Here is a 24,242-nt window from a genome sequence, read left to right as displayed (position 1 = left end):
GTGGAGCAGATTAGTACCCGATATCTTCCCGATCTCGGGCTATACAAAATGTATTTCTATTTATTCGGTGAGGCCATCTTTTTCTGCAAGGTAAGGATCGGCATAGCCCATGCCCTGCATAATCTCGGTTTCCAGCGCTTCCATTTCTTCGGCTTCACTGTCTTCGATATGGTCGTACCCTAGCAGATGCAGGCTACCATGGACAACCATGTGCGCCCAGTGCTCTTCTACGGTTTTTTCCTGCTCTGCAGCTTCACGCTCGACAACCTGACGGCAGATGATTAAATCGCCAAGCAAAGGAAGCTCGACTTCAGGCGGTGCCTCAAAAGGAAACGATAGCACGTTGGTCGGCTTGTCTTTACCGCGATAGGTGTTATTCAGGTCGCGGCTCTCTGCCTCATCCACGATACGGATCGTGACTTCAGCGACATCCTGAAACTGTGGCAGAACGCCTTCCAGCCAGCGCTGAAAGTCTTTTTCTTCCGGTAGCCCTTGTGCTTGCTCGCTGGCGATTTGTAAATCCAGAATCACCTGACTCATTTTTGCTCCTGATCTGATGCCGCAGCCTGTGCTTCACGCTTACGCTGTTCTGCTAAGGCGTCTTTACGTTTCTGTTCGGCATTTTCCCACGCTTCATAGGCATTCACAATCCGCGCGACCACCGGATGGCGCACCACGTCTTCGCTGTTGAAAAAGTTAAAGCTGATCTCTTCCACATCGGCCAGTACTTCTATCGCGTGGCGTAAGCCGGATTTCAGATTCTTCGGCAAGTCGATCTGCGTGACGTCACCAGTGATGACCGCTTTTGAGTTGAACCCGATGCGTGTCAGGAACATTTTCATCTGTTCGATGGTAGTGTTCTGGCTTTCATCCAGAATGATAAAGGCATCGTTCAGTGTTCGTCCACGCATGTAAGCCAGTGGCGCGACTTCAATGACGTTGCGTTCGATAAGCTTCTCTACGCGCTCAAAGCCCAGCATTTCAAACAGGGCATCATAAAGTGGGCGTAAATAAGGATCGACTTTCTGGCTCAGATCGCCCGGCAGGAAACCCAGTTTTTCACCCGCTTCGACGGCTGGGCGCGTTAACAGAATACGGCGAATATCCTGGCGCTCCAACGCATCTACGGCGGCAGCGACAGCTAAGTAGGTTTTACCCGTTCCCGCAGGGCCAACACCAAATGTGATGTCGTGATCGAGGATATTGGCGACATACTGCGCCTGATTCGGCGTGCGCGGTTTGATCACGCCGCGTTTGGTGCGGATGTTGACCACTTTGCCATAGTCAGGAACGTGTTCCGCAGACTGCTCCAGTACGCGAGATTCTTTAATCGCTAGGTGGATTTGCTCAGGATCGATATCACCGATGACGCCACGTACCGGGGCCGTATCGACATACAGACGTTGCAGGATATCGGCGGCAGCTTGCGTGAGCAGGTTTTTACCGACCAGCTTAAATTGGTTATCGCGGCGATTGATCTCGATGCCTAAACGACGCTCTAACTGTTTAATATTGTCATCAAATGGACCGCAAAGGCTGAGCAGGCGTTGGTTATCCGCAGGTTCAAGGGCAATTTCTTTTGTCGTTACGTTCAAATTATTCCTCTTGAGCGTTACTGTGCTGGCTCCATCCTGCCCGCACAAAGTGAACAGTTGTCAGACGGCCTGATGTGTCCGCCCTATGAGTGAATTATTCATCGTGAATGCCCGATGGTGCAAGTCACAATCATGATATTGGGATGCCGCCTCGCAAAAGCAAATGTAAGCGGCATGAAATTGAAGCGGATAGCCTGCCATAAAAAATGGGTGGCAGAGCCACCCATCAATCACGCTGAGACTGAAACGTACATCGGTTACGGCTGATAGAACCCGACGCCGATCTCGTTCTCTTTGCGGGTACGCGCAATCACGGAAGACGGTGATTCATGTACGCGCAGATCCATTTGATCTTCGGTGCGCACCACGATGCCGCGCAGCGAGTTGGTATAAACATCAACGATTTCCACATCGACGAATTTACCAATCATATCTGGCGTGCCTTCAAAGTTGACGACGCGGTTGTTTTCCGTACGGCCAGACAGCTCCATCACGCTCTTACGTGAGGTGCCTTCAACCAGAATACGCTGGACGGTGCCCAACATGAGGCGGCTAAATCGCATGGCCTGCTGGGTGATGCGCTCTTGCAGAAGGTATAGACGCTGTTTTTTCTCTTCTTCTGGCACATCATCGACCATATCTGCGGCCGGTGTTCCGGGACGGGCGGAATAGACAAAGCTATAGCTCATATCGAAATTCACATCGGTAATCAGCTTCATCGTCTGTTCAAAGTCAGCCTGCGTTTCGCCAGGGAAACCGACGATAAAGTCAGAACTGATCAGAATGCCCGGACGTGCGTTGTGCAGTTTACGGATGATCGCTTTGTATTCCAGCGCGGTATGGCGGCGTTTCATCATCGTCAGCACGCGGTCGGAACCGCTTTGTACTGGCAAATGCAGGAAGCTGACCAGTTCCGGCGTATCTTCATAGACGCTGATAATATCGTCTGTAAATTCAATCGGATGGCTGGTGGTAAAGCGGACGCGGTCGATCCCGTCAATAGCCGCGACCAGGCGCAGCAACTCAGCAAAGGTGCAGATTTCACCGTCATAGGTTTCGCCGCGATAGGCGTTGACATTCTGCCCAAGAAGGTTGACTTCACGCACGCCCTGCGCGGCCAGTTGAGCGATTTCGAACAACACATCATCGCACGGGCGGCTGACTTCTTCGCCGCGGGTATAAGGCACCACGCAGAATGTGCAATATTTATTGCAGCCTTCCATGATGGAGACGAAAGCGGTTGGCCCTTCGGCTCGTGGCTCTGGCAGGCGGTCGAATTTTTCGATTTCAGGGAAACTGATATCCACTATAGGGCTACGGGTGCCCTGTACGTGATTAATCATTTCCGGCAGGCGGTGCAAGGTTTGCGGGCCAAAAATAACGTCAACGTAGTGCGCACGTTCACGAATATGCGCGCCTTCCTGTGAGGCCACGCAGCCACCAACACCAATAATCAGGTTAGGATTGAGATCTTTCAGCGTTTTCCAACGGCCAAGTTGATGGAAGACCTTTTCCTGCGCCTTTTCACGGATCGAACAGGTATTGAGCAGCAGGACATCGGCTTCTTCAGCGATTTCAGTCAGCTCATAGCCGTGCGTACTTCCCAGTAAATCAGCCATCTTCGATGAATCGTACTCATTCATCTGACAGCCCCAGGTTTTAATATGCAGTTTTTTTGTCATCGACTTACCATTACTCAGTGCGGATAAGAAAGATTCCCCCTCATTTGGGGTTGGTATTGTAATCGCTCGCCGACGTTGTGACCAGCGCCGGAAACCACGCTGATTTGATAACGCCTTACTTTCTATAAAAATGCGGCTTTTCTGAAAAATTACCCGTAAATCCAGTACACTATTTTCATGCATTTTTACTGGTGTGAATAAATCAGAACCAGAGAGGATAAAGCCAATATGCATTACGATGCGATTGTGGTTGGCGGTGGTATGGTCGGCGCGGCCGCGGCGCTTGGGTTGGCACAGCAAGGATTTCAGGTTGCCGTGGTTGAGCAGGAAATGCCGACGCCGTTTGATGCCGCCAGTCCGCCTGATTTACGGATCTCGGCGATTGGCTATGCGTCGGTTGCGCTATTGAAAGAACTGGGCGCATGGCAGCGAGTGCAGCAGATGCGCAGCGCGCCTTACCGTCGGTTGGAAACCTGGGAATGGGCGAATGCTAGAGTCGTTTTCGATGCTGCCGACATTCACCTGCCCGAGCTGGGTTTTATGGTGGAAAACCGCGTGCTGCAACGGGCGCTCTGGGAAAGTTTGCAGGAAGAGGAACGCTGCCAATGCTATTGCCCAGCTACGCCGCAGAACCTGCAACGCACCGATGATGGCTGGTGCTTACAGCTTGCCGATGGGCAGCAACTGATGGCTTCGCTGGTGATTGGAGCCGATGGCGCGAATTCTCAGGTTCGCCAGTGGGCGGGGATTGGTATCAACGGCTGGCAGTACCGTCAGTCTTGTATGTTGATCGGCGTTGAGACCTCGCAGCCCCAGCAGGATGTGACCTGGCAACAGTTTACGCCAAGCGGCCCGCGTGCATTTTTGCCGCTGTTTGACCAGTGGGGATCGCTGGTGTGGTACGACAGTCCGCAGCGTATTCATCAGCTTCAGGCGATGCCGCTTACACAATTGGATAAAGAAATTGCGGCTGCGTTTCCTGAGCGATTGGGCACGGTTAAGGCGCTCTCCGCTGGGTCATTCCCGCTGGTCAGACGCCATGCACAAACCTATATCAAGCCAGGCTTGGTGCTGTTGGGTGATGCCGCGCATACTATCAATCCGTTGGCAGGGCAGGGGGTTAATCTGGGGTATCGCGACGTTGAGGCGCTGCTGGACGAGTTAATTAATGCGCGTAATGCAGGAGAAGGATGGGCTTCTGAGCGCGTGTTACGCCGCTATCAGTGCCGCCGTATGCCGGATAATCTGATGATGCAAAGCGGGATGGACCTCTTCTATAACGCGTTCAGTAATGCGTTACCGCCGCTGAGCTTTGCGCGCAATATGGCGCTGATGGTTGCACAGCGCGCTGGCGTGTTAAAACAGCGCGCATTGAAATATGCCATTGGCGTCTGATGAATAATGAGGACGCCGCCCGCTACAGCACGGGCTCGGCGGTGAAGATAATATCGGTGTCCTCATTAGTCGTTGCTGTAAAGCGAACATGTCCTATCTGCCGAACGCCTTTACCTGAGGCCTGACTATCATGAAGCAGGCCGAACATCATCTCGGTCACTTCAGGGCTTTCGATACTATTTTCACCTGATGACGTGTTCTCACCCAATAGCGCAGAAAATGCGGCTGTAACGATTTGCAGATTCTGTCTTGTTGCTTCTGCGGATTCTGACGCGGCGTTGAGTAGCAAGATTCCATTAAGCTGTTGGCTTTTACTCTCTACCGACCCAATTAATCCAACATGCTCGTTAAAAATGTGCTGAAAGTCATCGACGGAACTTCCCTTTTCCAACTTAATGGTCAATGCGAGAGGGATATTGAGTTTCGTCAGATTGGCATTCATCCGGTCAGCGAACGTTTGCGATGACATCTTAAAAGAAGTGACATTGGCGGCATAAGTCGACGCGATGAAACAAAATGGCAACGCCACGCTGAGTAACAGTTTGCTTAACTGTGCACGCATCACGGATCGCCGCAATTGGCTGAAACCATGAATAACAGAGGATGTCGATAAAACCTTCATGCCCGCCCTTTTGGGAAAATCGAATGATTGGTTTGCATATGTTAGCACCAGACTATGTTAATACCAGACATAACAAAACGGGGCGACATCTTTTGATTGATCCATTGTGGATCGTCCAAAGGCGACGGCTTCCCCTTTGGTGGAAAACTGCTTACACACCTGCTTGCCTTCGCGTCCGTGTGGGTAGCACTCACACAGCCATTTTCCTGATGTTTGCTTACGAACTGCCATACAGCCCCCCTGTTAACTGAGGGCTGTATTTTTACTGGATAAAAAACAGCAGCCAATGTTTGAGTTACTTCAGGTTAAAAAAGAATGATTTCTATTTCAGAATTTCTAAAATGTTAAACTCGTTAAGTCTCTTATTAAATTAGATGTGATTGGGATTTTGAAAACGACATCATCCATATCTTTAAAGTAAACAAATAGATTGTCTCGTGATAATCCTAAGTATATTCCAAAAAACACATCATTTAAATCATAATACTCATTCACAATTAGATTTGATTTTCCTATGGTAACGTCTATCTTTTTATAATTCCCGCTTGGTGATTTTGTTTTGTTTTCTTCAAGCATAGATTTCAATTCATTTATTGAGTTTAATAAAAATGTATCACCTTCAGTTAATTGAGTCTTTCCCTTTATTTCAGCTGGTTCAATTTGCAATAGTTGAACTATTGAGTTTATATCATTGGTTGCGTCAAACGTTTCTTTTAATGCATTGGATATTTTAGAGATCTCATTGTTTACGTTATCTATCCTTAGAGCTTGATCATATGGAGAATAACGAAACCCTTGCACATCGAATATATTATCTGTTTTATTGTCTTTGATGAGAACGGTTTTTTTATTGAATGCTTGTCGTAAACCTAGCTCATATAGAACATTTGGATTTCTCCCACTTAGGTCGCATATAGCAATATCGGATTCTACAATTTTTTGTAAAATGTCTACAACAATCATATGAGAACTGCTTACATCATCAGATCTGACGGGTTTGAATCCTGCAGCCTCACATGCTGGTGTTATAAGGTGCTTATAAACTCTTGTAAAATGACCGGTGTCATAGCCTGCTACATCTGCAATAGGCATAATCACAAAGCATGTTTTTTTCTTTTCTGGCTGTGTTTGCGGTTCTTTTTCTTCCGATTTTACTGTGTTACTTTTAGCATTCATTTAAAATCCCCACAAGTATAATATTAAATTTTTATCTGATGACTAACTAAATGAATGAATGGAATAAAATCTTTCCTTTTTTATCAGTTATCATCTTCTTTTTTAGTGCTTTCGCCAACGTTATCAGATTTTTTGGTTAGCATGTTTCTTATCTGAGTTAATAATCCATAAACTGATGGCGGTTGTTCTGTTTTTCCAGAAAATGCGGTATCACCGGACATATTCCAGTCTTTAAATACATGGATCGCATCTTCTTTTGAGGCGGTACCACCAAAAATCTGTAGGAAAATTTGCCCAAACATCAAAGCATGCTGGCGATCTTTTCTCCTAATTGACTCGTGAGTGTATCGTCTTGAATTACTGAAGCATACATAGGAAAGCCATGAAAGTAATCCTATCCCTAACAATCCACGAGTAAATAAATAAAATAGACTTATTGAATTTAATTCATCGTTTTTTAAAAGGGTATCAATGCCTTCTATGAAAGTACAAAATGCTGCTGAAATTGCTCCCATGCAAAATACTGCTCCGCACCCAGACCAAAGATGTGACATTTTTATAAAAAAACTATCATCCGCATTAAGTTTGTCCTTTACTGAATCTACATAACCAGAGATGTTTTTATCGATCCTAGATTGCTGTGTTTTTTCTTTTAATTCTTTGTTTTCTTCATTCAGTGTTTTTATTTTATTTTCTTTTTCTTTTAATATGATTGAAATTCTTTCTAAATCATGATTATAAATTTTTTGATGTTCTTTGAGCGTTGCGTTTTCTTCTGAGAGTGATATTAATCTCTCATTGATTAATGAAATTTCTTTCATGTTTTTTTTATATTTAACAAACATGTCTTTTTCATTTGTTTCATTATTTTTTTTATTACTTATTATATCATCTGTTATCTTTTTAACTGAATTGAATTCACGCACGTTAATTAAAGAATTGAGGGTTTTATGCATGTTAAGATCTAACATGCCATTTTCTAATAATTCATCAACTCTACTTCTTAATTCATCAGCCATTAATATTTCAGCCATTAAACTATTCCTTATTTAAAATTGTTGGTTGTTATTTTTGATAAACACCAACCCCACAATCGAACGCCATACCAACGCCGCTAACTTGCACTTTGCCTACAGGAATGTGCGTCAGATCGTGGACGCTGGTTTTGCCCTCAATCTCAACCAACCACTTGCCGTCTGTCACTTCATCAAACTTAGGCTGAACGGGTACAACAATCACGTTAGTCAGAACTTCAGCTTCGTAGAACATATGCTTTAAAACGTGCTTGGTTGCAAATGATGCCCCATGTTTCTGAATATTACAATTTAAATTCTTTTGGTCGTCGTATGAAAAATAGGCGTATCGGTGAACTACGATCATGACAAGAACGGGGAGTCCTCCCGAATCACTTCCAGGTGGGATTTTGACATACGTTGGATATAGGGGATTCTTCACTTGGCGTGAAACGCCCTCAAGGGCTTCATATCGTGAGATATGATCAGGCTTAGGAATTTATCTTGCGTGGCGCTATGGCTTTCTGACGAGTTGTTGGGAAATGATTGGGGTTAAGTAGAAGAGTGGAATGTTGTTTTCGTCTATTGAAGGGGGATCTTAGTATTTAGAATAGAGAGGGGGAGTAACCGTAGGATGAACGTTAAAGTTTTTGCCGCCACGCGCATAAGAAAACGGGGCGACATCTTTCGATTGTCGCCCCGTTTCTTTGCTGTTTTACCAGCTTTATTTGGCTGGGGTACGAGGATTCGAACCTCGGAATGCCGGAATCAGAATCCGGTGCCTTACCGCTTGGCGATACCCCAAAAATATGGTGGCTACGACGGGAATCGAACCTGTGACCCCAGCATTATGAGTGCTGTGCTCTAACCAGCTGAGCTACGTAGCCAAATGTACTGCTAATGTTACTTCACTTCAACAAATCTTCTACTATCAAGTAGATGGCTGGGGTACCTGGATTCGAACCAGGGAATGCTGGTATCAAAAACCAGTGCCTTACCGCTTGGCGATACCCCAACAGGACAACGAATTTTTCAGCATATGTTTTGAAATGGCTGGGGTACCTGGATTCGAACCAGGGAATGCCGGTATCAAAAACCGGTGCCTTACCGCTTGGCGATACCCCAATCACTACAAAACACTAACAGGCTTCGAAAAGCGATGTCAGACCGACAAGATGATATGGTGCGGGAGGCGAGACTTGAACTCGCACACCTTGCGGCGCCAGAACCTAAATCTGGTGCGTCTACCAATTTCGCCACTCCCGCAAAAAATATGGTGGCTACGACGGGAATCGAACCTGTGACCCCAGCATTATGAGTGCTGTGCTCTAACCAGCTGAGCTACGTAGCCATCTTTTCCGCGTCACCTTCATCGGCGTTGCGGGGCGCATTATGCGTAGTTGGCCTAATTGCGTCAACTAGTTTTTTCCCGAAAAGTGCCCTCAATGTACCGTTTGTTTGGGTTGTGAACAGTATGGTGAGAAAAACGCCAAAAAGCACGCATTCCCAGTCAATTAAGCATACAAAAACGGGCCATGATACTCGTCATACTTCAAGCTGCATGTGCGTTGGCTACGTTCAGTCACCCGAATCACTTACTTGAGTAAGCTCATCGGGATTCCTTCTCTCGCCGCCTTCCTGCAACTCGAATTATTTAGGGTATATGGCCCGTTGACTGAAAAAATTAAATCGAATTATTTGTAGGCGGACTGGTGTACGCCAACCGCACGGCCTGAGGGATCATCCAGTTTCTTGAAAGATTCATCCCACTCAATCGCTTTAGCTGACGAACAGGCGACTGACGGGCCACCCGGTACGCATTCTGCTGCGCTTGGAACCGGGAACAGCTCTTCGAAGATTTCACGGTACAGATACGCTTCTTTGGAGCCTGGCGTGTTGTACGGGAAGCGGAAGCGTGCTGTCTCCAACTGCTGATCGGTCACCTGCTGAGCCGCTACTTCTTTCAGCGTGTCGATCCAGCTGTAGCCTACGCCGTCAGAGAACTGCTCTTTCTGACGCCATGCAACGCTGTGCGGCAGATAGGATTCAAAGCACTCGCGCAGGATGTGTTTTTCCATCTTGCCGTTGCCACACATTTTGTCGCGTGGGTTGATGCGCATAGCGACATCGAGGAAGTTTTTGTCCAGGAACGGTACGCGAGCTTCCACACCCCAGGCTGACATCGCTTTGTTCGCGCGGGCGCAGTCGTACTGGTGCAGTGCCAGCAGCTTACGCACGGTTTCTTCATGCAATTCTTTGGCATTTGGCGCTTTATGGAAATAGAGGTAGCCGCCGAACACTTCGTCAGACCCTTCGCCTGACAGCACCATCTTGATGCCCATCGCTTTGATTTTACGGGACATCAGGTACATCGGCGTTGAGGCGCGGATCGTGGTGACGTCATAGGTTTCGATGTGATAAATCACGTCGCGAATTGCATCCAGCCCTTCCTGCACGGTGAAGTGAATTTCGTGGTGCACGGTGCCCAAGTGGTTAGCGACTTCCTGTGCAGCTTTCAAATCTGGCGCACCTTCCAAACCGACGGCGAAAGAGTGCAACTGAGGCCACCAGGCTTCACTGCGCGCGTCATCTTCAACGCGACGTGCCGCATATTTTTTGGTGATCGCAGAAATAACGGAGGAATCTAGGCCGCCAGAGAGCAACACGCCGTAGGGTACGTCAGACATCAAGTGGCTTTTCACGGCTTCTTCCAGCGCATCGCGCAGCGCTTCTTTATCCGTTTCGTTGTCTTTTACTGCGTCGTAATCAAACCAGTCACGCTGGTAATACTCGCGAATTTCGCCGTCTTTACTCCATAGGTAGCTGCCAGCCGGGAATTCTTTGATGGTGCGGCAAACCGGCACCAGCGCTTTCATTTCAGAAGCGACGTAGAGGTTGCCGTGCTCATCGTAACCCATATACAACGGGATGATGCCGAGGTGATCACGGCCAATCAAGTAGGCGTCTTTTTCGCTGTCATACAGGGCAAAGGCGAACATACCGCGCAATTCATCCAGGAATGCCGCGCCTTTTTCCTGATACAGCGCCAGAATCACTTCGCAGTCAGAGCCAGTCTGGAACGCGTAACGGTCACCGTATTGCTGACGCAATGCCTGATGGTTATAAATTTCACCGTTAACGGCCAGAATGTGGGTGCGCTCGGCGTTGTAAAGAGGCTGTGCGCCCGTGTTGACGTCAACAATAGATAGACGTTCGTGAGCCAGAATCGCTTTGTCGCTGGCATAAACGCCGGACCAGTCTGGCCCGCGGTGACGCATCAAACGGGATAATTCCAGCGCTTTCTTACGCAGTTCAACAGGATCGCTTTTCAGATCAAGCACACCAAAAATAGAACACATACATGACTCCCAGTAATGACAGATTCGAACTCAGTGCCATTGATTTAGCATCAAAGTGCCATAGGAATTCAATATTATTTAATGAAAAAAGCCATAAGCATGGCGTTTCGTTAATTTATTCGGTTTTTTGGTGTTGATTCGTCAAATTCATAGAAGGGAAAGGCCGGATTTTTAGTGATTACATAATCCGGCTAGAAAGGGAATCAGGCGTTTTCGAGCAATTGCTGTAGCAACACACCGTTTAGCATCGCCCGTTTGACCAACGCGAACGCGCTGATAGCGGAAAGGTGGTTGAGGCTGGAGACCTCAATCGGCAGGTTGTGACGAAATTCTTTCAGCACCTGCGCGTTGATGCAGCGTTGGATCGCAGGAAGCAGCGTTTTTTCTGCTTCGGTGATTTCACCAGCAATCACGACTTTCTGAGGATTGAACAGATTGATCGCGATGGACAGTGCTTTGCCCAGATTGAGTCCGGCCTGTTCGATAACTTCACGGGCGAGGGCATCACCGCGGTTTGCCGCTTTGCAAATTGCAGAAATCGTACAGCTATCGGTAGAAAGCTTGCTGGGGTAGCCCTGACCCAGCAGGTGTTGTACGCGTTGTTCAATGGCGGCGTTGGCGACGACGGTTTCCAGACAGCCGAAATTGCCGCAGTGGCAGCGATCGCCAAGTGGATCGATCTGAATATGGCCGATCTCGCCCACGTTGCCGTTACTGCCGAGAAAAATTTGCCCGTTGACGAGAATACCCGCGCCTGTGCCGCGATGGACGCGTACCAGGATGGAATCCAGTGAATCGTGGGTGGCACCGAAATAGTGTTCTGCCAGCGCCAGGCTGCGGATATCGTGACCGACAAAGCTGGTGACGTTGAAGTGACGTTGCAGATTTTCGACCAGTTGCCAGTTATTCACGCTGATGTGTGGCATATAGCGGACGATGCCCGCAACGGGATCAACCAGCCCCGGCAGAACAACCGAGATCGCAATGAGCTCGCGAATACGGCGTTGATGGCTGGCGATAAAGCCGCTGATAACGTGAAAGAGTGCGGCTTCTAGCGACTCCTGCGTTTTTTCTTGCAGATCGTAGTGCGCTTCTTCCAGCGCTTTTCCCTGCAAATCGTACAGCGCAATAGTGACGTCATAGCGACCAAGGCGTACCGCTATGGTATGGAAAGGGCGGTTTTCGGTGATAATCGAAATGGCGCGTCTGCCACCGGTGGAGGCCTGTTGATCGACTTCTTTGATGAGCCCACGTTCCAGAAGCTGGCGGGTGATTTTGGTCACGCTGGCGGGGGCAAGCTGGCTCTGTTCTGCTATCTGAATTCGTGAGATCGGACCCTGCTGGTCAATCAGGCGGTAAACCACCGCACTGTTTAATTGTTTAACCAGATCGACATTCCCTATCTGCGCTTGTCCGCCTGTGGTCATTAAGAAGTTACTCGCTTAGGTTTAACTCAACGTAGGGGTAAACCTTATCTCAGTTTACCCCTAGGTATTTCCGCTTTACCCCAAGGCGTTTCTCGTTTTATCCCCAAACAGGATTACCGTTAACAAACGTCTTGAGAATGTGATAGTCACGGTCAAAGACGGTCAGGTTGGCCACTTTACCGCTTTCAATACTGCCTAACTGCTTATCCACGCCGATGGCGCGAGCAGGATAGAGTGTTGCCATCCGAATTGCTTCATCCAGCGCGATGCTCGCATGTTCGACGCTATTACGTACGGCTTCGATCATGGTCAGTGCCGAACCGCTCAGAGTGCCGTGTTCATCGACACAAATACCATCCCGGTAGTATATGGTTTTACCAGCAAAAATGAACTGGTCAATATCCGCACCGGCCGGTGCCGTGGCGTCGGTCACCAGCACCAGCTTATCGCCCTTGATACGTTTACTGTTGCGAATATTAGCCCAGTCAACGTGTCGTCCATCCGCGATAATACCGCAATAGACTTCCGGGGCGTCGTAAATCGCGCCGACCAATCCGGGTTCGCGGCCGGTCAGATACGGCATGGCGTTGAACAGGTGGGTAGCGAAACGAATACCAGCGGCAAAACCCAGCTTTGCCTGTTCCCAGGTGGCGTTGGAATGCCCGGCAGAGACGATGATGCCCGCCGCTGTTAGCTGACGGATAACCGACGGTTCGACTTCTTCCGGTGCCAGCGTGATTTTCGTAATGGCATCTGCGTTGGCGCACAGGAAGTCGACGAGCTCCTGCGTTGGTTTGCGAATAAAGGCAGGGTCATGCGTGCCTTTCTTGAGTACATTCAGCCACGGACCTTCGAGATGAAGCCCAAGCGCCTGATGCTTATTCTGCGCCAGCCAGTCTCTCATCACATTAATGCTGTGCTTCATAAATGCATCGCTGGAGGTAATCAGCGTAGGTAAAAAACTGGTACAACCTGAACGCTCGTTCGCCTGCTGCATGATCTCCAGCGTCTTGACAGAGATCGTGTCCAGCGAGTCGTTGAACTGCACGCCGCCGCAGCCGTTCAACTGGAGATCGATAAAACCCGGGGCGAGGAACGCACCGCTCAGGTCGTGTTGTTCAATACCGGCAGGAAGCTCGGCAAGTGGGCAGACTCGCTCGATCAGCCCATCGGCAATCACGACGGCGTGATTATCCAGAATCTGATGGCCGGTGAAGATCCGGCTATGGGTTAATGCGTACATCATCGACTCCCGCATCGGTTAGAGATTTTTCATGCTTTCCGTTTCTAACTCACGGAAATATTTAACAGTTTTTACCTTCAGCTCCATTGTTGAAGGCTCGTCACAAACCATGATGGCTTTGGCGTGAAGTTGCAGACAGCTGATAGTCCACATATGGTTAACATTGCCTTCTACCGCAGCCTGTAGCGCCTGCGCCTTGTTACGACCGGTCACCAGAATCATCACTTCCTCGGCATCCAGCAGCGTACCGACGCCCACGGTCAGGGCAAATTTAGGCACCAGACTGACGTCCCCGCCGAAGAAACGGGAATTGGCGATACGGGTTTCTTCTGTCAACGTTTTGATGCGGGTGCGGGAGGCCAGAGAGGAGGCGGGTTCATTGAAGGCGATATGTCCATCATTGCCCACGCCGCCCATGAAAAGATGAATTTTCCCGTAGGACTTTATTTTCTCTTCATAACGGCGACATTCTGCTGTGGTGTCTTCTGCGTTGCCGTTCAACAGGTTAATGTTTTCACGCAGAATATCAACGTGATTGAAGAAATTCTGATGCATGAAGGTATGATAGCTTTCTGGATGGTCAGTCGGCAGGCCGACATACTCATCCATATTGAAGGTGACAACGTGTTTGAAGCTCACCAGACCGGCTTTGTGCATGGCGACCAGTGATTTGTAGGCCTCCAACGGTGAACTGCCCGTCGGCAATCCCAGAATAAAAGGGCGCTCTGCGCTGGGCTTGAACGCGTTAATTTTCTCAACGATGTGGCGGGCGGCCCATTTTCCGACGTCGGCGGCGGTGGTTAAAGGAATGAGTCTCATCGGCGCTCTCCTGATTTTTTAGTGGAATTAAATACGTTATTGCGCAAATCGCGCCAGTTGCGCGTTTTGTCTATGCATTAAAATTAGTCTACTCCGTTTTTTTTAATCTTGAAATAAGTTGGGGCTTTATTCAGGTATAAACTTTTTGTATGCAGTTTTTTGGTGATTTTTATCACATAATTACGGGGTTTAATTTGTGTAGCGAATTATTTTTCTTACACTCCCCTGAGAACTACTGCTGCCATGTTTTCTCGACAATGACGTTTTCGACAGCGACGTTCTTCGGCAGTGAAGTTTATTGGCAGGTTTGTTTGCCCCACAACATTTCATTACCTCGCAAAGGTAAGAGAGGGAAAAGTGAGTACTCTGAGCTATTTACAAAAAGTCGGTCGGGCATTGATGGTGCCTGTCGCGACGCTGCCTGCTGCCGCTATCCTGATGGGGATAGGTTACTGGATTGATCCGGTTGGTTGGGGAAGCGAGAACGCGTTGGCGGCACTCCTCATCAAATCGGGTGAGGCGATTATCGGGCATATGGCCGTGCTGTTTGCTGTCGGTGTCGCGTACGGTATGTCGAAAGATAAAGATGGTGCGGCGGCATTGACCGGTTTTGTCGGCTATCTGGTGCTGACCACGCTGTGTTCACCGGCCGTTGTTGCCATGATCCAACGGATCCCTGTTGAACAGGTACCCGCCGCATTTGGCAAGATTGAAAACCAGTTCATCGGGATTCTGGTCGGTGTCATGTCCGCCGAGATGTATAACCGTTTTAGTCAGGTTGAGTTACCCAAGGCGCTGTCGTTCTTCAGCGGACGCCGTTTGGTTCCGATTCTGGTTTCCTTCCTGATGATTCTGGTGGCGTTCATTTTAATGTACGTCTGGCCGGTGATTTACAATGCGCTGGTGTCGTTCGGTGAACACATTCAACAGATGGGGTCGGTCGGCGCTGGGGTTTATGCCTTCTTTAACCGCTTGTTGATTCCTGTTGGATTGCACCATGCGCTGAATTCCGTGTTCTGGTTTGATGTCGCGGGTATCAACGATATTCCTAACTTCCTGGCCGGCCAACAGTCTATCGATTCTGGTAAAGCCGTCGTGGGGATCACCGGACGTTATCAGGCAGGCTTCTTCCCGATTATGATGTTCGGTTTGCCGGGTGCCGCGCTGGCGATTTATCACTGCGCACGCCCTGAAAACAAAAGCAAAGTGGCTGGGATTATGTTGGCGGCGGCATTTGCCTCCTTCTTTACCGGGATCACCGAGCCGCTGGAATTCTCCTTCATGTTTGTTGCGCCGGTGCTGTATTTCCTGCATGCGCTGCTGACCGGTTTTTCTGTTTTTATCGCGGCCAGCATGCATTGGATTGCCGGCTTTGGTTTCAGTGCGGGTCTGGTCGATATGGTGCTGTCCTCACGTAACCCGCTGGCCACCCAGTGGTACATGCTGCTTGCTCAGGGGCTGGTATTCTTCGCCATTTACTATGTGGTGTTCCGCTTTACCATCACTCGCTTCAATCTGTTAACGCCAGGGCGTGAGCTGGCTGTGAGCGGTAGTGAAGCCGATGGCTATGACGTGAGCACGGCGTCTGCGGGCGCGAAATCAAGTGATACGGCGACGCTGGCGCGGGGCTATTTGCAGGCGCTTGGCGGAAAAGCCAATCTGACGGGCATTGATGCCTGTATCACACGTCTGCGTTTGAACGTGGCTGATTCTTCTCTGGTTGATGATGCACAGGCAAAACGTCTTGGTGCGGCGGGCGTTATTCGTCTGAATAAGCAGAGCGTACAGATTGTGGTAGGTACGCAGGCTGAATCGATAGCGACCGCGCTGAAAGCAGAGTATGACAAGATATAATGACAAGGTGTAATACGACGATGTTGATCGTTTAACGCGGTGTTATACCGATGAAATGGATAGGGCGAGATAGCAATCTCGCCCTTTTTTTTCGTTATGAATAATTAAATGAAACTAACGGTTGTTTCCCAGCGTAGCTTGTTGGATCATTGTCGGTTATACGTCGTTTTAGCATTGAGGAATGAAGAATGAGTGAGGCTGAAGCCCGCCCAACCAACTTTATCCGTCAGATTATTGATGAAGATCTGGCGTCCGGTAAGCATGACCATATTCAGACGCGTTTCCCGCCAGAGCCGAACGGCTATCTGCATATTGGGCATGCAAAGTCTATTTGCCTGAATTTTGGTATCGCGCGTGACTATCAGGGGCAATGCAACCTGCGTTTTGACGATACCAATCCGGTAAAAGAAGACATCGAATACGTTGAGTCGATCAAACGTGACGTCGAGTGGCTGGGTTTTTCATGGAGCGGCGACGTTCGCTATTCTTCTGATTATTTCGATCAACTGCACGCTTATGCGGTTGAGCTGATCGGTAAAGGGCTGGCTTACGTTGATGAACTGACGCCTGAGCAGATTCGCGAATACCGTGGTACGTTGACGGCTCCAGGCAAAAACAGCCCTTATCGCGATCGCACCGTGCAGGAAAACCTGACGCTGTTTGAAAAAATGCGTAACGGTGGTTTTGCGGAAGGTACAGCCTGTCTGCGTGCAAAAATCGATATGGCATCGTCCTTTATCGTGATGCGCGATCCGGTGTTGTATCGCATTAAATTTGCCGATCATCATCAGACGGGCAACAAGTGGTGCATCTACCCGATGTATGACTTCACCCACTGCATTTCCGATGCGCTGGAAGGGATCACGCATTCGCTGTGTACGCTGGAATTCCAGGACAACCGCCGTCTGTATGACTGGGTGCTGGATAACATCACCATTCCTTGCCATCCACGTCAGTACGAGTTCTCCCGCCTCAATCTCGAATACGCGATTATGTCCAAGCGTAAGCTGAATCAACTGGTGGTGGAAAACGTCGTTGAAGGATGGGACGATCCGCGTATGCCGACCATCTCTGGTCTGCGTCGTCGTGGTTACAGCGCAGCCTCTATCCGTGAATTCTGTGCGCGCATCGGCGTAACGAAACAGGATAACAACGTGGAAATGGCCGCGCTTGAGTCCTGTATCCGCGATGATCTGAATGAGAACGCTCCGCGCGCCATGGCGGTGCTGGATCCGGTCAAAGTCGTTGTCGAGAATCTGTCAGCCGAGCACGAAGAGTTTGTCGCGATGCCAAACCATCCGAACAAGCCAGAAATGGGTTCACGTCAGGTCGCATTCAGTCGCGAAGTTTACATCGATCGTGCTGACTTCCGTGAAGAAGCCAACAAGCAGTACAAGCGTCTGGTGCTGGGTAAAGAAGTGCGTCTGCGTAACGCTTATGTGATCAAAGCAGAGCGCATTGAAAAAGACGAGCAGGGCACTATCACCACGATCTACTGTAGCTATGATGCGGAAACGTTGAGCAAAGATCCGGCTGATGGTCGTAAAGTGAAAGGCGTTATCCACTGGGTTTCTGCGGCACACGCGGTACCCGCTGAATTCCGCTTGTACGATCGCCTGTTCAGTGTGGCAAACCCGGGCGCGGCGGAAGACTTCCTGTCGACGATTAATCCAGATTCACTGAAAATTACGCAAGGTTTTGTAGAAGCAAGCCTGGCGCAGGCAGAAGCTGAGAAAGCGTATCAGTTTGAGCGTGAAGGTTATTTCTGTGCTGACCGCGTTTACTCCAGTGCAGAACATCTGGTGTTTAACCGTACGGTTGGGCTACGTGATACCTGGGTAGGCTAAGGCCAGCGGTAAGAAGACAAAAATAAAACCGCCTCGGCGGTTTTATTTTTTATGCGGTCGATTTATCGTGTTGAATCGTGCAGGGTTTCATCCTCTCGGCAATCCCCTTCACTGCAATGCCCATAAAGATACAGACTGTGGTTGGACAGTTTGATGCCGTGTCTTTCTGCGATCTCGCGCTGACGTGCTTCGATAGATTCATCTCGGAATTCAATGACTTTGCCACAGTCGAGGCAAATTAAGTGATCGTGATGATGCTGCTGCGTCAATTCAAAGACGGATTTGCCACCTTCGAAGTTATGACGGGTTACGATACCCGCATCATCAAACTGGTTGAGCACGCGATAGACGGTAGCAAGACCAATCTCTTCGCCCATATCAATCAGTTTTTTATATAAATCTTCCGCACTGACGTGATGGCAGACAGGGTCCTGTAACACTTCCAGTATTTTCAGTCTTGGAAGAGTGACTTTTAGGCCGGCCTTCTTTAATGCGGTATTGTTGTCAGTCATGCGGGTTTAATCCTGTTGCTTACTTATCAATGGAGGCTGCCTAGCCTATGACATCGGTCGGCGCAAAAAATGCAAAAGCGTCTCAATTATAGAACCGCGCATACAAAATGAAAACAAGCGAATGTTAACAATATTGTCCCCATTCACACTATTGGTATACAACGCAATCCGTTGTTGATGAATGAGGAAATGTTGATGCACATACAAAGCCGATGGGATTATTGTACAGGTTTACTGATAGAAGTTAAAAAAATGTATCAATTATTATCAAAGGTTTTATCTATCAATTCTGTTTCGGCTCTGATCGGGATTATCAGAGCCGAAATGGCTTAACCCACCAGTTCTTCCAGGTTCAACTCATCGCTGATCTGTTTCACCCACGTCGTTACGCGTTCGCTGGTCAGTTCAGGCTGACGGTCTTCATCGATAGCCAAGCCGATGAAGTGATTGTCGTCAGCGAGTCCTTTAGAGGCTTCAAAGTAATAGCCGTCTGTTGGCCAGTGGCCGATAATTGTCGCACCGCGAGGCTCAATAATGTCACGGATGGTGCCCATGGCATCACAGAAGTATTCTGCATAGTCTTCCTGATCGCCGCAGCCAAACAGGGCAACCAATTTTCCTGTGAAATCCACTTCTTCCAGCGACGGGAAGAAGTCATCCCAATCGCACTGAGCTTCACCGTAATACCAGGTTGGAATACCCAGCAGCAGAATATCGAAACCTTCGAGGTCTTCTTTGCTGCTTTTGGCGATGTCATGAACATCAGCGACGTTGGTTCCTAACTGCTGTTGAATCGTTTTGGCGATGTTTTCAGTGTTGCCAGTATCACTGCCAAAGAATATTCCGATGAGTGCCATGAATTGAATAACCTCTTGATTCCTAATGGTATGGTGTAATGTTTCACCCACTTATCTGTTAATAATAACAGACACTCACATCGGGAGAAACTCGTATCGGTAAGGATGCGTAAATCAAGAGTGTGTGAAATGCGAGGTAAGTCAGAAAACGAAAACATCGCGACTGATGCAAAATTTCCTATAATGAATAGGGATCATGTTGTCGTCTGAGATTATGTGTACATTCCCTTAATAAATTTATGGTTGTTTATTTATAACGGCGTTTCATTTTTTATGAATGTACTTTTTATTTTATGGTTTGTTTCGGTTGTAATTAAAAGCAGGCTTCTGTTTGTGGATTATAAAACTATGGAATTGAACATGACTATTCGTGGGGAATAAAATGCGTACAAAAGATAATGTTTTTATAGAATTGAAAATCTGGCACATTTCTCGGGAATATTCCCAATGAATGGGAATAAGAATTATAACCATTTGCAACTGAAGTAATGCAAGTCTATAAGGGAGGTATTCTTTTGATGTTAAAGAATAAAGTGAAATTGCATTCAAACTGCCCTGTCGCCTAATAACATGTCCATGCTAACGCCCGCAGGATGCGTGCGGTGAATTATCTCGCAAGCCTATGATTAGATAGCTTATATCTATAAAAATAGGTGGGTTTATTTTCAGTATGAAAATTTATATTAATAAATGTAGCGAGAACGCTAAATATTCTCTGTATTTAGCCGATGAATTAGCGTGGTTTTTGAGTTTTCAACTCGGTGAAATGTGAACGCTAGGGAGAAGTGACTTGTTTCATGTTATGAATTTTCTGATTCATATCGGTTGATTAGCGATAAAAATCTTTTTAACCATTTTCCTGATTTGGAGTGAACGATGAAACTTATAAAAAATATTGCCATCAGAACCGCGATGCTATGGGTGCTGGGCATTTTTTGTGTTCTTTGGGGGGGCGTATCGATATATACCATGTTCTCTTTTAAAGAGATGACGGCGACCTCAAAAACCAGCACTTTGTTGGTTCAGAATATGAATTTTATCAACCAGGGCAACGATCAATATTTCCGTATGGTAACCCGTCTGGCGCGTGCGGTTGACGCTCGTCGCAGCGGTGATAATGCCACCGCAGATAAAGAGCAGGCTTCAGCACTTGTCGCGCTGGATAAACTGAAATCTGATTTGGTGGCGTTTAATGCTATCGACCATGCGGATCTGGATGCTGCGCTAGTACAGGCCGTCAGCCGTGACTGGAATAACCTCGTGACTCAGGGGGTTGAACCGCTTTACCAGAAGGCCGCTTCCAACGCGCTGGATGACTACCAAAATCAGGCCAAGAATGTTGTGCCGCCATTGAGCCGTCAGTTTGGCGTCTCTCTCTCCGCATTCAGTAACGCCAGCGCAGAGAAATTTGATGCAGCGGGTGTTCGTTTTGAACAAATCACCACGATTGGGCAGAACATTTTACTGAGTGGATTGGTTATCGGTCTGATTATGCTATTCCTGACCGACCGCTATCTGGTGATGTGTCTGGTTCGTCCATTGAACGATCTGCGTTATCACTTTAGCGCGATTGCTTCTGGTCATTTGGGTAAACCGATTCTGGACTTTGGTAATAACTGTGTCGGTCGCTTGTTCCCATTGCTGCGTGAAATGCAGGGGAGTTTGGCCAGCACGGTTAGCACGATCAGAAACAGCACGGATTCCATCTATCAGGGCGCTTCTGAGATTGCCGCAGGCAACAACGATCTGTCTTCACGTACCGAAGAGCAGGCTTCCGCGCTGGAAGAAACCGCGGCGAGCATGGAGCAACTGACAGCAACGGTGAAACAGAACGCCGAAAATGCCAACCATGCCAGCCAACTGGCATTGCAAGCTTCGACAACGGCGAAGAAGGGCGGTGAAATCGTTGAGAACGTGGTGAAAACCATGGCGGAAATCTCCGGCAGCTCGAGAAAAATCGCAGAGATCACCACCGTGATTAACGGCATCGCGTTCCAGACCAACATTCTGGCGCTGAACGCGGCAGTAGAAGCGGCGCGTGCAGGTGAACAAGGTCGCGGGTTTGCCGTGGTGGCGGGCGAAGTACGCAGTCTGGCGCAGCGTAGTGCGCAGGCGGCGAAAGAGATTGAAGGACTGATTTCTGAGTCTGTTCGCTGTGTGGATACTGGTTCTAATCTGGTTAGCGACGCGGGTGACACCATGCAGAATATCGTCCGTGCGGTAACCAACGTGACGGATATCATGGGTGAAATTGCGTCGGCATCGGAAGAACAAAGCAAAGGGATAGCACAGGTTGGTCAGGCGGTGGCGGAAATGGACAGCGTAACGCAGCAAAACGCCGCGTTGGTTGAACAGGCCTCGTCAGCAGCCTTGTCGCTGGAAGAGCAGGCGGCGCTGTTGAACCAGACTGTATCGCTGTTCCAACTGTCTGATACGCAGTCAGGACTGCAAATGACGGCAAAACCTGTGCAGAAAACGCCAGTGATTGCCCCGCGTACAGGTAAGGCACTACCGCCCAGTAACGACAACTGGGAAAAATTCTAAGCGTCGTTTTAATCTGAGATAGCGTGTGTAATCTTGGGTGAATGTTCAGGCGGCGTCAGGAATGGCGCCGCACAAGAGGTGAATACTTAAGTTATTTAAATACAACGTTATATAAATATCAGATTACGTCAATCAGGATTGCTGCTCGGCCAACTGTGCCAGCAGCATCTCTTCAATCAATTCACTGCGGCTAATGTTCCGCTCTTCAGCAAGGCTGTTCAGGATATCGACGGCGTCGCTGTTAATTTTTAATTCAACACGGCGCAACCCACGAACTTTATCGCGACGTAGTTGATTACGCTTGTTGATTCTTAGTTGTTCGTCACGCGTGAGCGGGTTGGTCTTGGGGCGGCCCGGACGACGCTCGTCTGCGAACAGATCCAGTGTGGTGCGATCCGTTTGTTCTTTTGCCATAAGTAATGATACTGCAAGGTATTCGGACCAAAACACACGGCGCTGTCCGTCTTGTTCAAAAGATAAAACCGATGCCTATTCTCATCCTGATATAGGGTTGTCAGGTGGTGGTTTTCTATCTGTGAAACATATCGGGAAATTATGCGTGCATTTTGATGAAGTGGTTACAATGCTTGTGGCTGAATCAGCCGTCCCTCTACTGCGGGCGCCATCATACCCTAGCCGCACTGGCGGCGACAACGGATAACTGCCGCCGTTATCATGAATCCGCCAGTGTCAGTGTCGTCTGGTTAATTCGTGTCCAGAAAACGGTGGATAGTGCGCAAAACCGCATCGGGTTTTTCTGAATGAACCCAGTGTCCAGCACCGCTGATCACATGCGCACGCGCTGCCGGGAATTGACGCAATAGCGAATCGCGGTAGGAATCGTCCAGATAGGGAGAATCGCCGCCGCGAATGAACAGAATTGCTCCTTGCCAAGCTGGAACCTCTTGCCAGCCAACGATGTTTTCGTACTCATCCCACAGCACTGTCACGTTAAAACGCCACTCTCCCTGTTGGAAGGATTTCAGCAAAAACTGAATCACGCCGTCTTCTTTTATGTGCTGGCGCATGAGTGTTGTCGCTTCTGCGCGTGATGTCACGCCCGCTTCCGTCACGGCGCGTAGCGCGGCAAAGATAGTGTCGTGGCGGCGTACCTGATAATCCACCGGTGCGATATCAATGGCGACCAGCTTATCTAGCCGTTCGGGAATGAGCGCGCTGAGCGCCATGGCGACTTTTCCGCCCATTGAATGCCCAATAACGATAGCGCGTTCGATGTTCAGTTCATCCAGTAATGCCAGCACATCCTGCGCCATCGCGGGGTAATTCATCTGCGATGAACGCGGCGACAAACCGTGATTACGTAAATCGATTTGCAGAATGTCATGCGTGTTTTGCAAATCCCGGCCCAATACGCCAAGGTTATCTAATGTACCAAACAGGCCATGAATCAGGATGACAGGAAGTTTATCTGTGGGCTGGTGCGCATAAAGCCTACGATGATTCAATTTCATGGTGAAGTTCATTCAGAGAGACATGGGCTTAGGGTATCATGACTTTAGAATGAATGTTGTCGCTGAAGGAACCGTATAGCCACTCGAAAGAATGAAAGGCATTGGGGCATAGTCTGACTTTTGGTATTGTCCCATTATGTCGCTGTTCGATAATGTTTGAACGCCTGTATAATCCTTTTGATTTGAGTCATCTACCCATCAATGTCGGGTTACAGAAGGGGAACGTCTCTGTAATTTGCATGGTAATGGGTAAAAACAGCACTGGATAAAGATGAAAACTATTGAAGTCGACGAAGAGCTTTATCGTTATATTGCCAGCCACACACAGCATATTGGTGAGAGCGCATCAGATATTTTACGGCGCATGCTGAAATTTACTGCTGGGCAGCCTGTCACAACGCCTGCGGTAGCGGCTGCCGCAACGACGACAACGTCTCAGCCTGCGGCTGCGCAGAGCCCGCGCGATCGGGTACGAACCCTGCGTGAGCTGCTGCTGTCGGATGAATACGCTGAACAGAATAAAGCCATCAATCGCTTTATGCTGGTTCTGTCCACGCTGTATACCCTGTCGCCGCAGGAATTTGCTGCCGCGACAGAATCTCTTCATGGCCGCACCCGAGTCTATTTCGCGGGCGACCAGCAAACCTTGCTTCAGCATGGCACACACACCAAGCCCAAACATATCCCAGGCACGCCATACTGGGTGATCACCAACACGAATACCGGTCGTAAACGCAGCATGGTTGAGCACATCATGCTGGCAATGCAGTTCCCCGCGGAACTGACAGAAAAAGTGTGCGGAACCATCTAACTATCTATTAACCA

Annotated in this window: 19 protein-coding genes, 6 tRNA genes and 2 pseudogenes; 5 read left to right on the top strand and 22 right to left on the bottom strand. The window is 48.6% G+C overall.

The window, feature by feature from the left end; all coding sequences use genetic code 11:
* Positions 1-60: 60 nt before the first annotated feature.
* The 3 genes from ybeY to miaB form a co-directional block, all read right to left on the bottom strand.
* A complete protein-coding gene (gene ybeY / locus IG609_RS14275) occupies positions 61-540 on the bottom strand; it encodes an rRNA maturation RNase YbeY (RefSeq protein WP_193397485.1) in 480 nt (159 codons plus the stop codon).
* Positions 537-1,595: a PhoH family protein gene (locus tag IG609_RS14270; RefSeq protein ID WP_193400112.1), complete on the bottom strand. Its 1,059-nt coding sequence runs from the start codon at positions 1,593-1,595 to the stop codon at positions 537-539. The genes ybeY and IG609_RS14270 overlap by 4 nt, the downstream gene beginning before the upstream one ends.
* Positions 1,596-1,852: 257 nt before the next feature.
* Positions 1,853-3,277 (bottom strand): tRNA (N6-isopentenyl adenosine(37)-C2)-methylthiotransferase MiaB, encoded by a 1,425-nt coding sequence (miaB, locus tag IG609_RS14265; RefSeq protein WP_039466670.1) that lies wholly within the window; start codon positions 3,275-3,277, stop codon positions 1,853-1,855.
* 228 nt (positions 3,278-3,505) lie between these two features.
* Between miaB and ubiF the strand changes: the two genes are divergently transcribed.
* On the top strand, positions 3,506-4,672 hold the full coding sequence (gene ubiF, locus IG609_RS14260; RefSeq protein ID WP_193400114.1) for a 3-demethoxyubiquinol 3-hydroxylase: 1,167 nt from the start codon (positions 3,506-3,508) through the stop codon (positions 4,670-4,672).
* Positions 4,673-4,694: 22 nt separating this feature from the next.
* On the opposite strand, the gene IG609_RS14255 is transcribed toward ubiF, so the two are convergent.
* The 15 genes and pseudogenes from IG609_RS14255 to nagB all read right to left on the bottom strand — a co-directional run bounded on the left by IG609_RS14255 (position 4,695) and on the right by nagB (position 14,331).
* Entirely contained in the window at positions 4,695-5,294 is a 600-nt protein-coding gene (locus IG609_RS14255) for a hypothetical protein (RefSeq protein WP_193400116.1), read from the bottom strand.
* Between the two features lie 96 nt (positions 5,295-5,390).
* Positions 5,391-5,525, bottom strand: a pseudogene (locus IG609_RS14250) (site-specific integrase); the annotation flags it as partial.
* A 105-nt stretch (positions 5,526-5,630) separates the two neighbouring features.
* Complete coding sequence (locus tag IG609_RS14245) at positions 5,631-6,470, bottom strand: hypothetical protein (protein WP_193400118.1); 840 nt, start codon at positions 6,468-6,470, stop codon at positions 5,631-5,633.
* Positions 6,471-6,553: 83 nt separating this feature from the next.
* A complete protein-coding gene (locus tag IG609_RS14240; protein WP_226374140.1) occupies positions 6,554-7,504 on the bottom strand; it encodes a CDK-activating kinase assembly factor MAT1 in 951 nt (316 codons plus the stop codon).
* A gap of 31 nt (positions 7,505-7,535) precedes the next feature.
* Positions 7,536-7,685, bottom strand: a pseudogene (locus tag IG609_RS14235) (S24/S26 family peptidase); the annotation flags it as partial.
* A gap of 527 nt (positions 7,686-8,212) precedes the next feature.
* Positions 8,213-8,287: transfer RNA gene (locus IG609_RS14230), tRNA-Gln, on the bottom strand.
* Between the two features lie 6 nt (positions 8,288-8,293).
* A tRNA-Met gene (locus IG609_RS14225) sits at positions 8,294-8,370 on the bottom strand.
* 53 nt (positions 8,371-8,423) lie between these two features.
* Positions 8,424-8,498 (bottom strand) — tRNA-Gln (locus tag IG609_RS14220).
* Between the two features lie 35 nt (positions 8,499-8,533).
* A tRNA-Gln gene (locus tag IG609_RS14215) sits at positions 8,534-8,608 on the bottom strand.
* A gap of 56 nt (positions 8,609-8,664) precedes the next feature.
* Positions 8,665-8,749, bottom strand: a tRNA-Leu gene (locus IG609_RS14210).
* 8 nt (positions 8,750-8,757) lie between these two features.
* Positions 8,758-8,834 (bottom strand) — tRNA-Met (locus IG609_RS14205).
* A gap of 343 nt (positions 8,835-9,177) precedes the next feature.
* A complete protein-coding gene (gene asnB, locus IG609_RS14200) occupies positions 9,178-10,842 on the bottom strand; it encodes an asparagine synthase B (protein ID WP_193398803.1) in 1,665 nt (554 codons plus the stop codon).
* Between the two features lie 203 nt (positions 10,843-11,045).
* Positions 11,046-12,269 carry a DNA-binding transcriptional regulator NagC gene (gene nagC, locus IG609_RS14195; RefSeq protein ID WP_116164322.1) on the bottom strand — a complete coding sequence of 408 codons (1,224 nt, stop codon included), beginning with the start codon at positions 12,267-12,269 and terminating at the stop codon, positions 11,046-11,048.
* A gap of 97 nt (positions 12,270-12,366) precedes the next feature.
* Positions 12,367-13,512, bottom strand: a complete 1,146-nt coding sequence (gene nagA, locus IG609_RS14190) for an N-acetylglucosamine-6-phosphate deacetylase (protein WP_193398854.1) — start codon at positions 13,510-13,512, stop codon at positions 12,367-12,369.
* Positions 13,513-13,530: 18 nt separating this feature from the next.
* Positions 13,531-14,331 carry a glucosamine-6-phosphate deaminase gene (gene nagB, locus IG609_RS14185; RefSeq protein ID WP_193398804.1) on the bottom strand — a complete coding sequence of 267 codons (801 nt, stop codon included), beginning with the start codon at positions 14,329-14,331 and terminating at the stop codon, positions 13,531-13,533.
* Positions 14,332-14,688: 357 nt separating this feature from the next.
* On the opposite strand from nagB, the gene nagE reads away from it, so the two are divergent.
* The gene (gene nagE, locus IG609_RS14180; protein WP_193398805.1) at positions 14,689-16,185 is read left to right on the top strand and encodes an N-acetylglucosamine-specific PTS transporter subunit IIBC; all 1,497 of its coding nucleotides are present in this window, start codon (positions 14,689-14,691) and stop codon (positions 16,183-16,185) included.
* Positions 16,186-16,373: 188 nt separating this feature from the next.
* Positions 16,374-18,032 (top strand): glutamine--tRNA ligase, encoded by a 1,659-nt coding sequence (gene glnS, locus IG609_RS14175; RefSeq protein ID WP_193398806.1) that lies wholly within the window; start codon positions 16,374-16,376, stop codon positions 18,030-18,032.
* Positions 18,033-18,094: 62 nt separating this feature from the next.
* Here glnS and fur read toward each other — a convergent pair whose 3' ends face one another.
* Together fur and fldA are read right to left on the bottom strand one after the other, a co-directional pair.
* Complete coding sequence (gene fur / locus IG609_RS14170) at positions 18,095-18,544, bottom strand: ferric iron uptake transcriptional regulator (protein WP_039356497.1); 450 nt, start codon at positions 18,542-18,544, stop codon at positions 18,095-18,097.
* Positions 18,545-18,873: 329 nt separating this feature from the next.
* Positions 18,874-19,401, bottom strand: a complete 528-nt coding sequence (gene fldA / locus IG609_RS14165; RefSeq protein WP_102116677.1) for a flavodoxin FldA — start codon at positions 19,399-19,401, stop codon at positions 18,874-18,876.
* 876 nt (positions 19,402-20,277) lie between these two features.
* Between fldA and IG609_RS14160 the strand changes: the two genes are divergently transcribed.
* Entirely contained in the window at positions 20,278-21,945 is a 1,668-nt protein-coding gene (locus IG609_RS14160) for a methyl-accepting chemotaxis protein (protein WP_193398807.1), read from the top strand.
* A 132-nt stretch (positions 21,946-22,077) separates the two neighbouring features.
* On the opposite strand, the gene ybfE is transcribed toward IG609_RS14160, so the two are convergent.
* The gene (gene ybfE, locus IG609_RS14155) at positions 22,078-22,359 is read right to left on the bottom strand and encodes a LexA regulated protein (RefSeq protein ID WP_010285457.1); all 282 of its coding nucleotides are present in this window, start codon (positions 22,357-22,359) and stop codon (positions 22,078-22,080) included.
* Between the two features lie 290 nt (positions 22,360-22,649).
* Positions 22,650-23,417, bottom strand: coding sequence for an esterase (ybfF, locus tag IG609_RS14150; protein ID WP_193400121.1), 768 nt, complete (start codon positions 23,415-23,417; stop codon positions 22,650-22,652).
* Between the two features lie 271 nt (positions 23,418-23,688).
* Here ybfF and seqA point away from each other — a divergent pair, with 271 nt between their 5' ends.
* Positions 23,689-24,228, top strand: coding sequence for a replication initiation negative regulator SeqA (gene seqA / locus IG609_RS14145; protein WP_193400123.1), 540 nt, complete (start codon positions 23,689-23,691; stop codon positions 24,226-24,228).
* Positions 24,229-24,242 lie beyond the last annotated feature (14 nt).

Origin of the sequence: Pectobacterium quasiaquaticum, assembly GCF_014946775.2 — a bacterium.
GTDB classification, from domain to species: domain Bacteria; phylum Pseudomonadota; class Gammaproteobacteria; order Enterobacterales; family Enterobacteriaceae; genus Pectobacterium; species Pectobacterium aquaticum.
This window is presented reverse-complemented; position numbering and strand designations above follow the sequence as displayed.

Bases quoted from the DNA above. Each gene is read 5' to 3' on its own strand.
- ybeY (WP_193397485.1), bottom strand. From the start codon at position 540: ATGAGTCAGGTGATTCTGGATTTACAAATCGCCAGCGAGCAAGCACAA.
- miaB (WP_039466670.1), bottom strand. From the start codon at position 3,277: ATGACAAAAAAACTGCATATTAAAACCTGGGGCTGTCAGATGAATGAG.
- ubiF (WP_193400114.1), top strand. From the start codon at position 3,506: ATGCATTACGATGCGATTGTGGTTGGCGGTGGTATGGTCGGCGCGGCC.
- IG609_RS14255 (WP_193400116.1), bottom strand. From the start codon at position 5,294: ATGAAGGTTTTATCGACATCCTCTGTTATTCATGGTTTCAGCCAATTG.
- IG609_RS14245 (WP_193400118.1), bottom strand. From the start codon at position 6,470: ATGAATGCTAAAAGTAACACAGTAAAATCGGAAGAAAAAGAACCGCAA.
- IG609_RS14240 (WP_226374140.1), bottom strand. From the start codon at position 7,504: ATGGCTGAAATATTAATGGCTGATGAATTAAGAAGTAGAGTTGATGAA.
- asnB (WP_193398803.1), bottom strand. From the start codon at position 10,842: ATGTGTTCTATTTTTGGTGTGCTTGATCTGAAAAGCGATCCTGTTGAA.
- nagC (WP_116164322.1), bottom strand. From the start codon at position 12,269: ATGACCACAGGCGGACAAGCGCAGATAGGGAATGTCGATCTGGTTAAA.
- nagA (WP_193398854.1), bottom strand. From the start codon at position 13,512: ATGTACGCATTAACCCATAGCCGGATCTTCACCGGCCATCAGATTCTG.
- nagB (WP_193398804.1), bottom strand. From the start codon at position 14,331: ATGAGACTCATTCCTTTAACCACCGCCGCCGACGTCGGAAAATGGGCC.
- glnS (WP_193398806.1), top strand. From the start codon at position 16,374: ATGAGTGAGGCTGAAGCCCGCCCAACCAACTTTATCCGTCAGATTATT.
- fur (WP_039356497.1), bottom strand. From the start codon at position 18,544: ATGACTGACAACAATACCGCATTAAAGAAGGCCGGCCTAAAAGTCACT.
- fldA (WP_102116677.1), bottom strand. From the start codon at position 19,401: ATGGCACTCATCGGAATATTCTTTGGCAGTGATACTGGCAACACTGAA.
- IG609_RS14160 (WP_193398807.1), top strand. From the start codon at position 20,278: ATGAAACTTATAAAAAATATTGCCATCAGAACCGCGATGCTATGGGTG.
- ybfE (WP_010285457.1), bottom strand. From the start codon at position 22,359: ATGGCAAAAGAACAAACGGATCGCACCACACTGGATCTGTTCGCAGAC.
- ybfF (WP_193400121.1), bottom strand. From the start codon at position 23,417: ATGAAATTGAATCATCGTAGGCTTTATGCGCACCAGCCCACAGATAAA.
- seqA (WP_193400123.1), top strand. From the start codon at position 23,689: ATGAAAACTATTGAAGTCGACGAAGAGCTTTATCGTTATATTGCCAGC.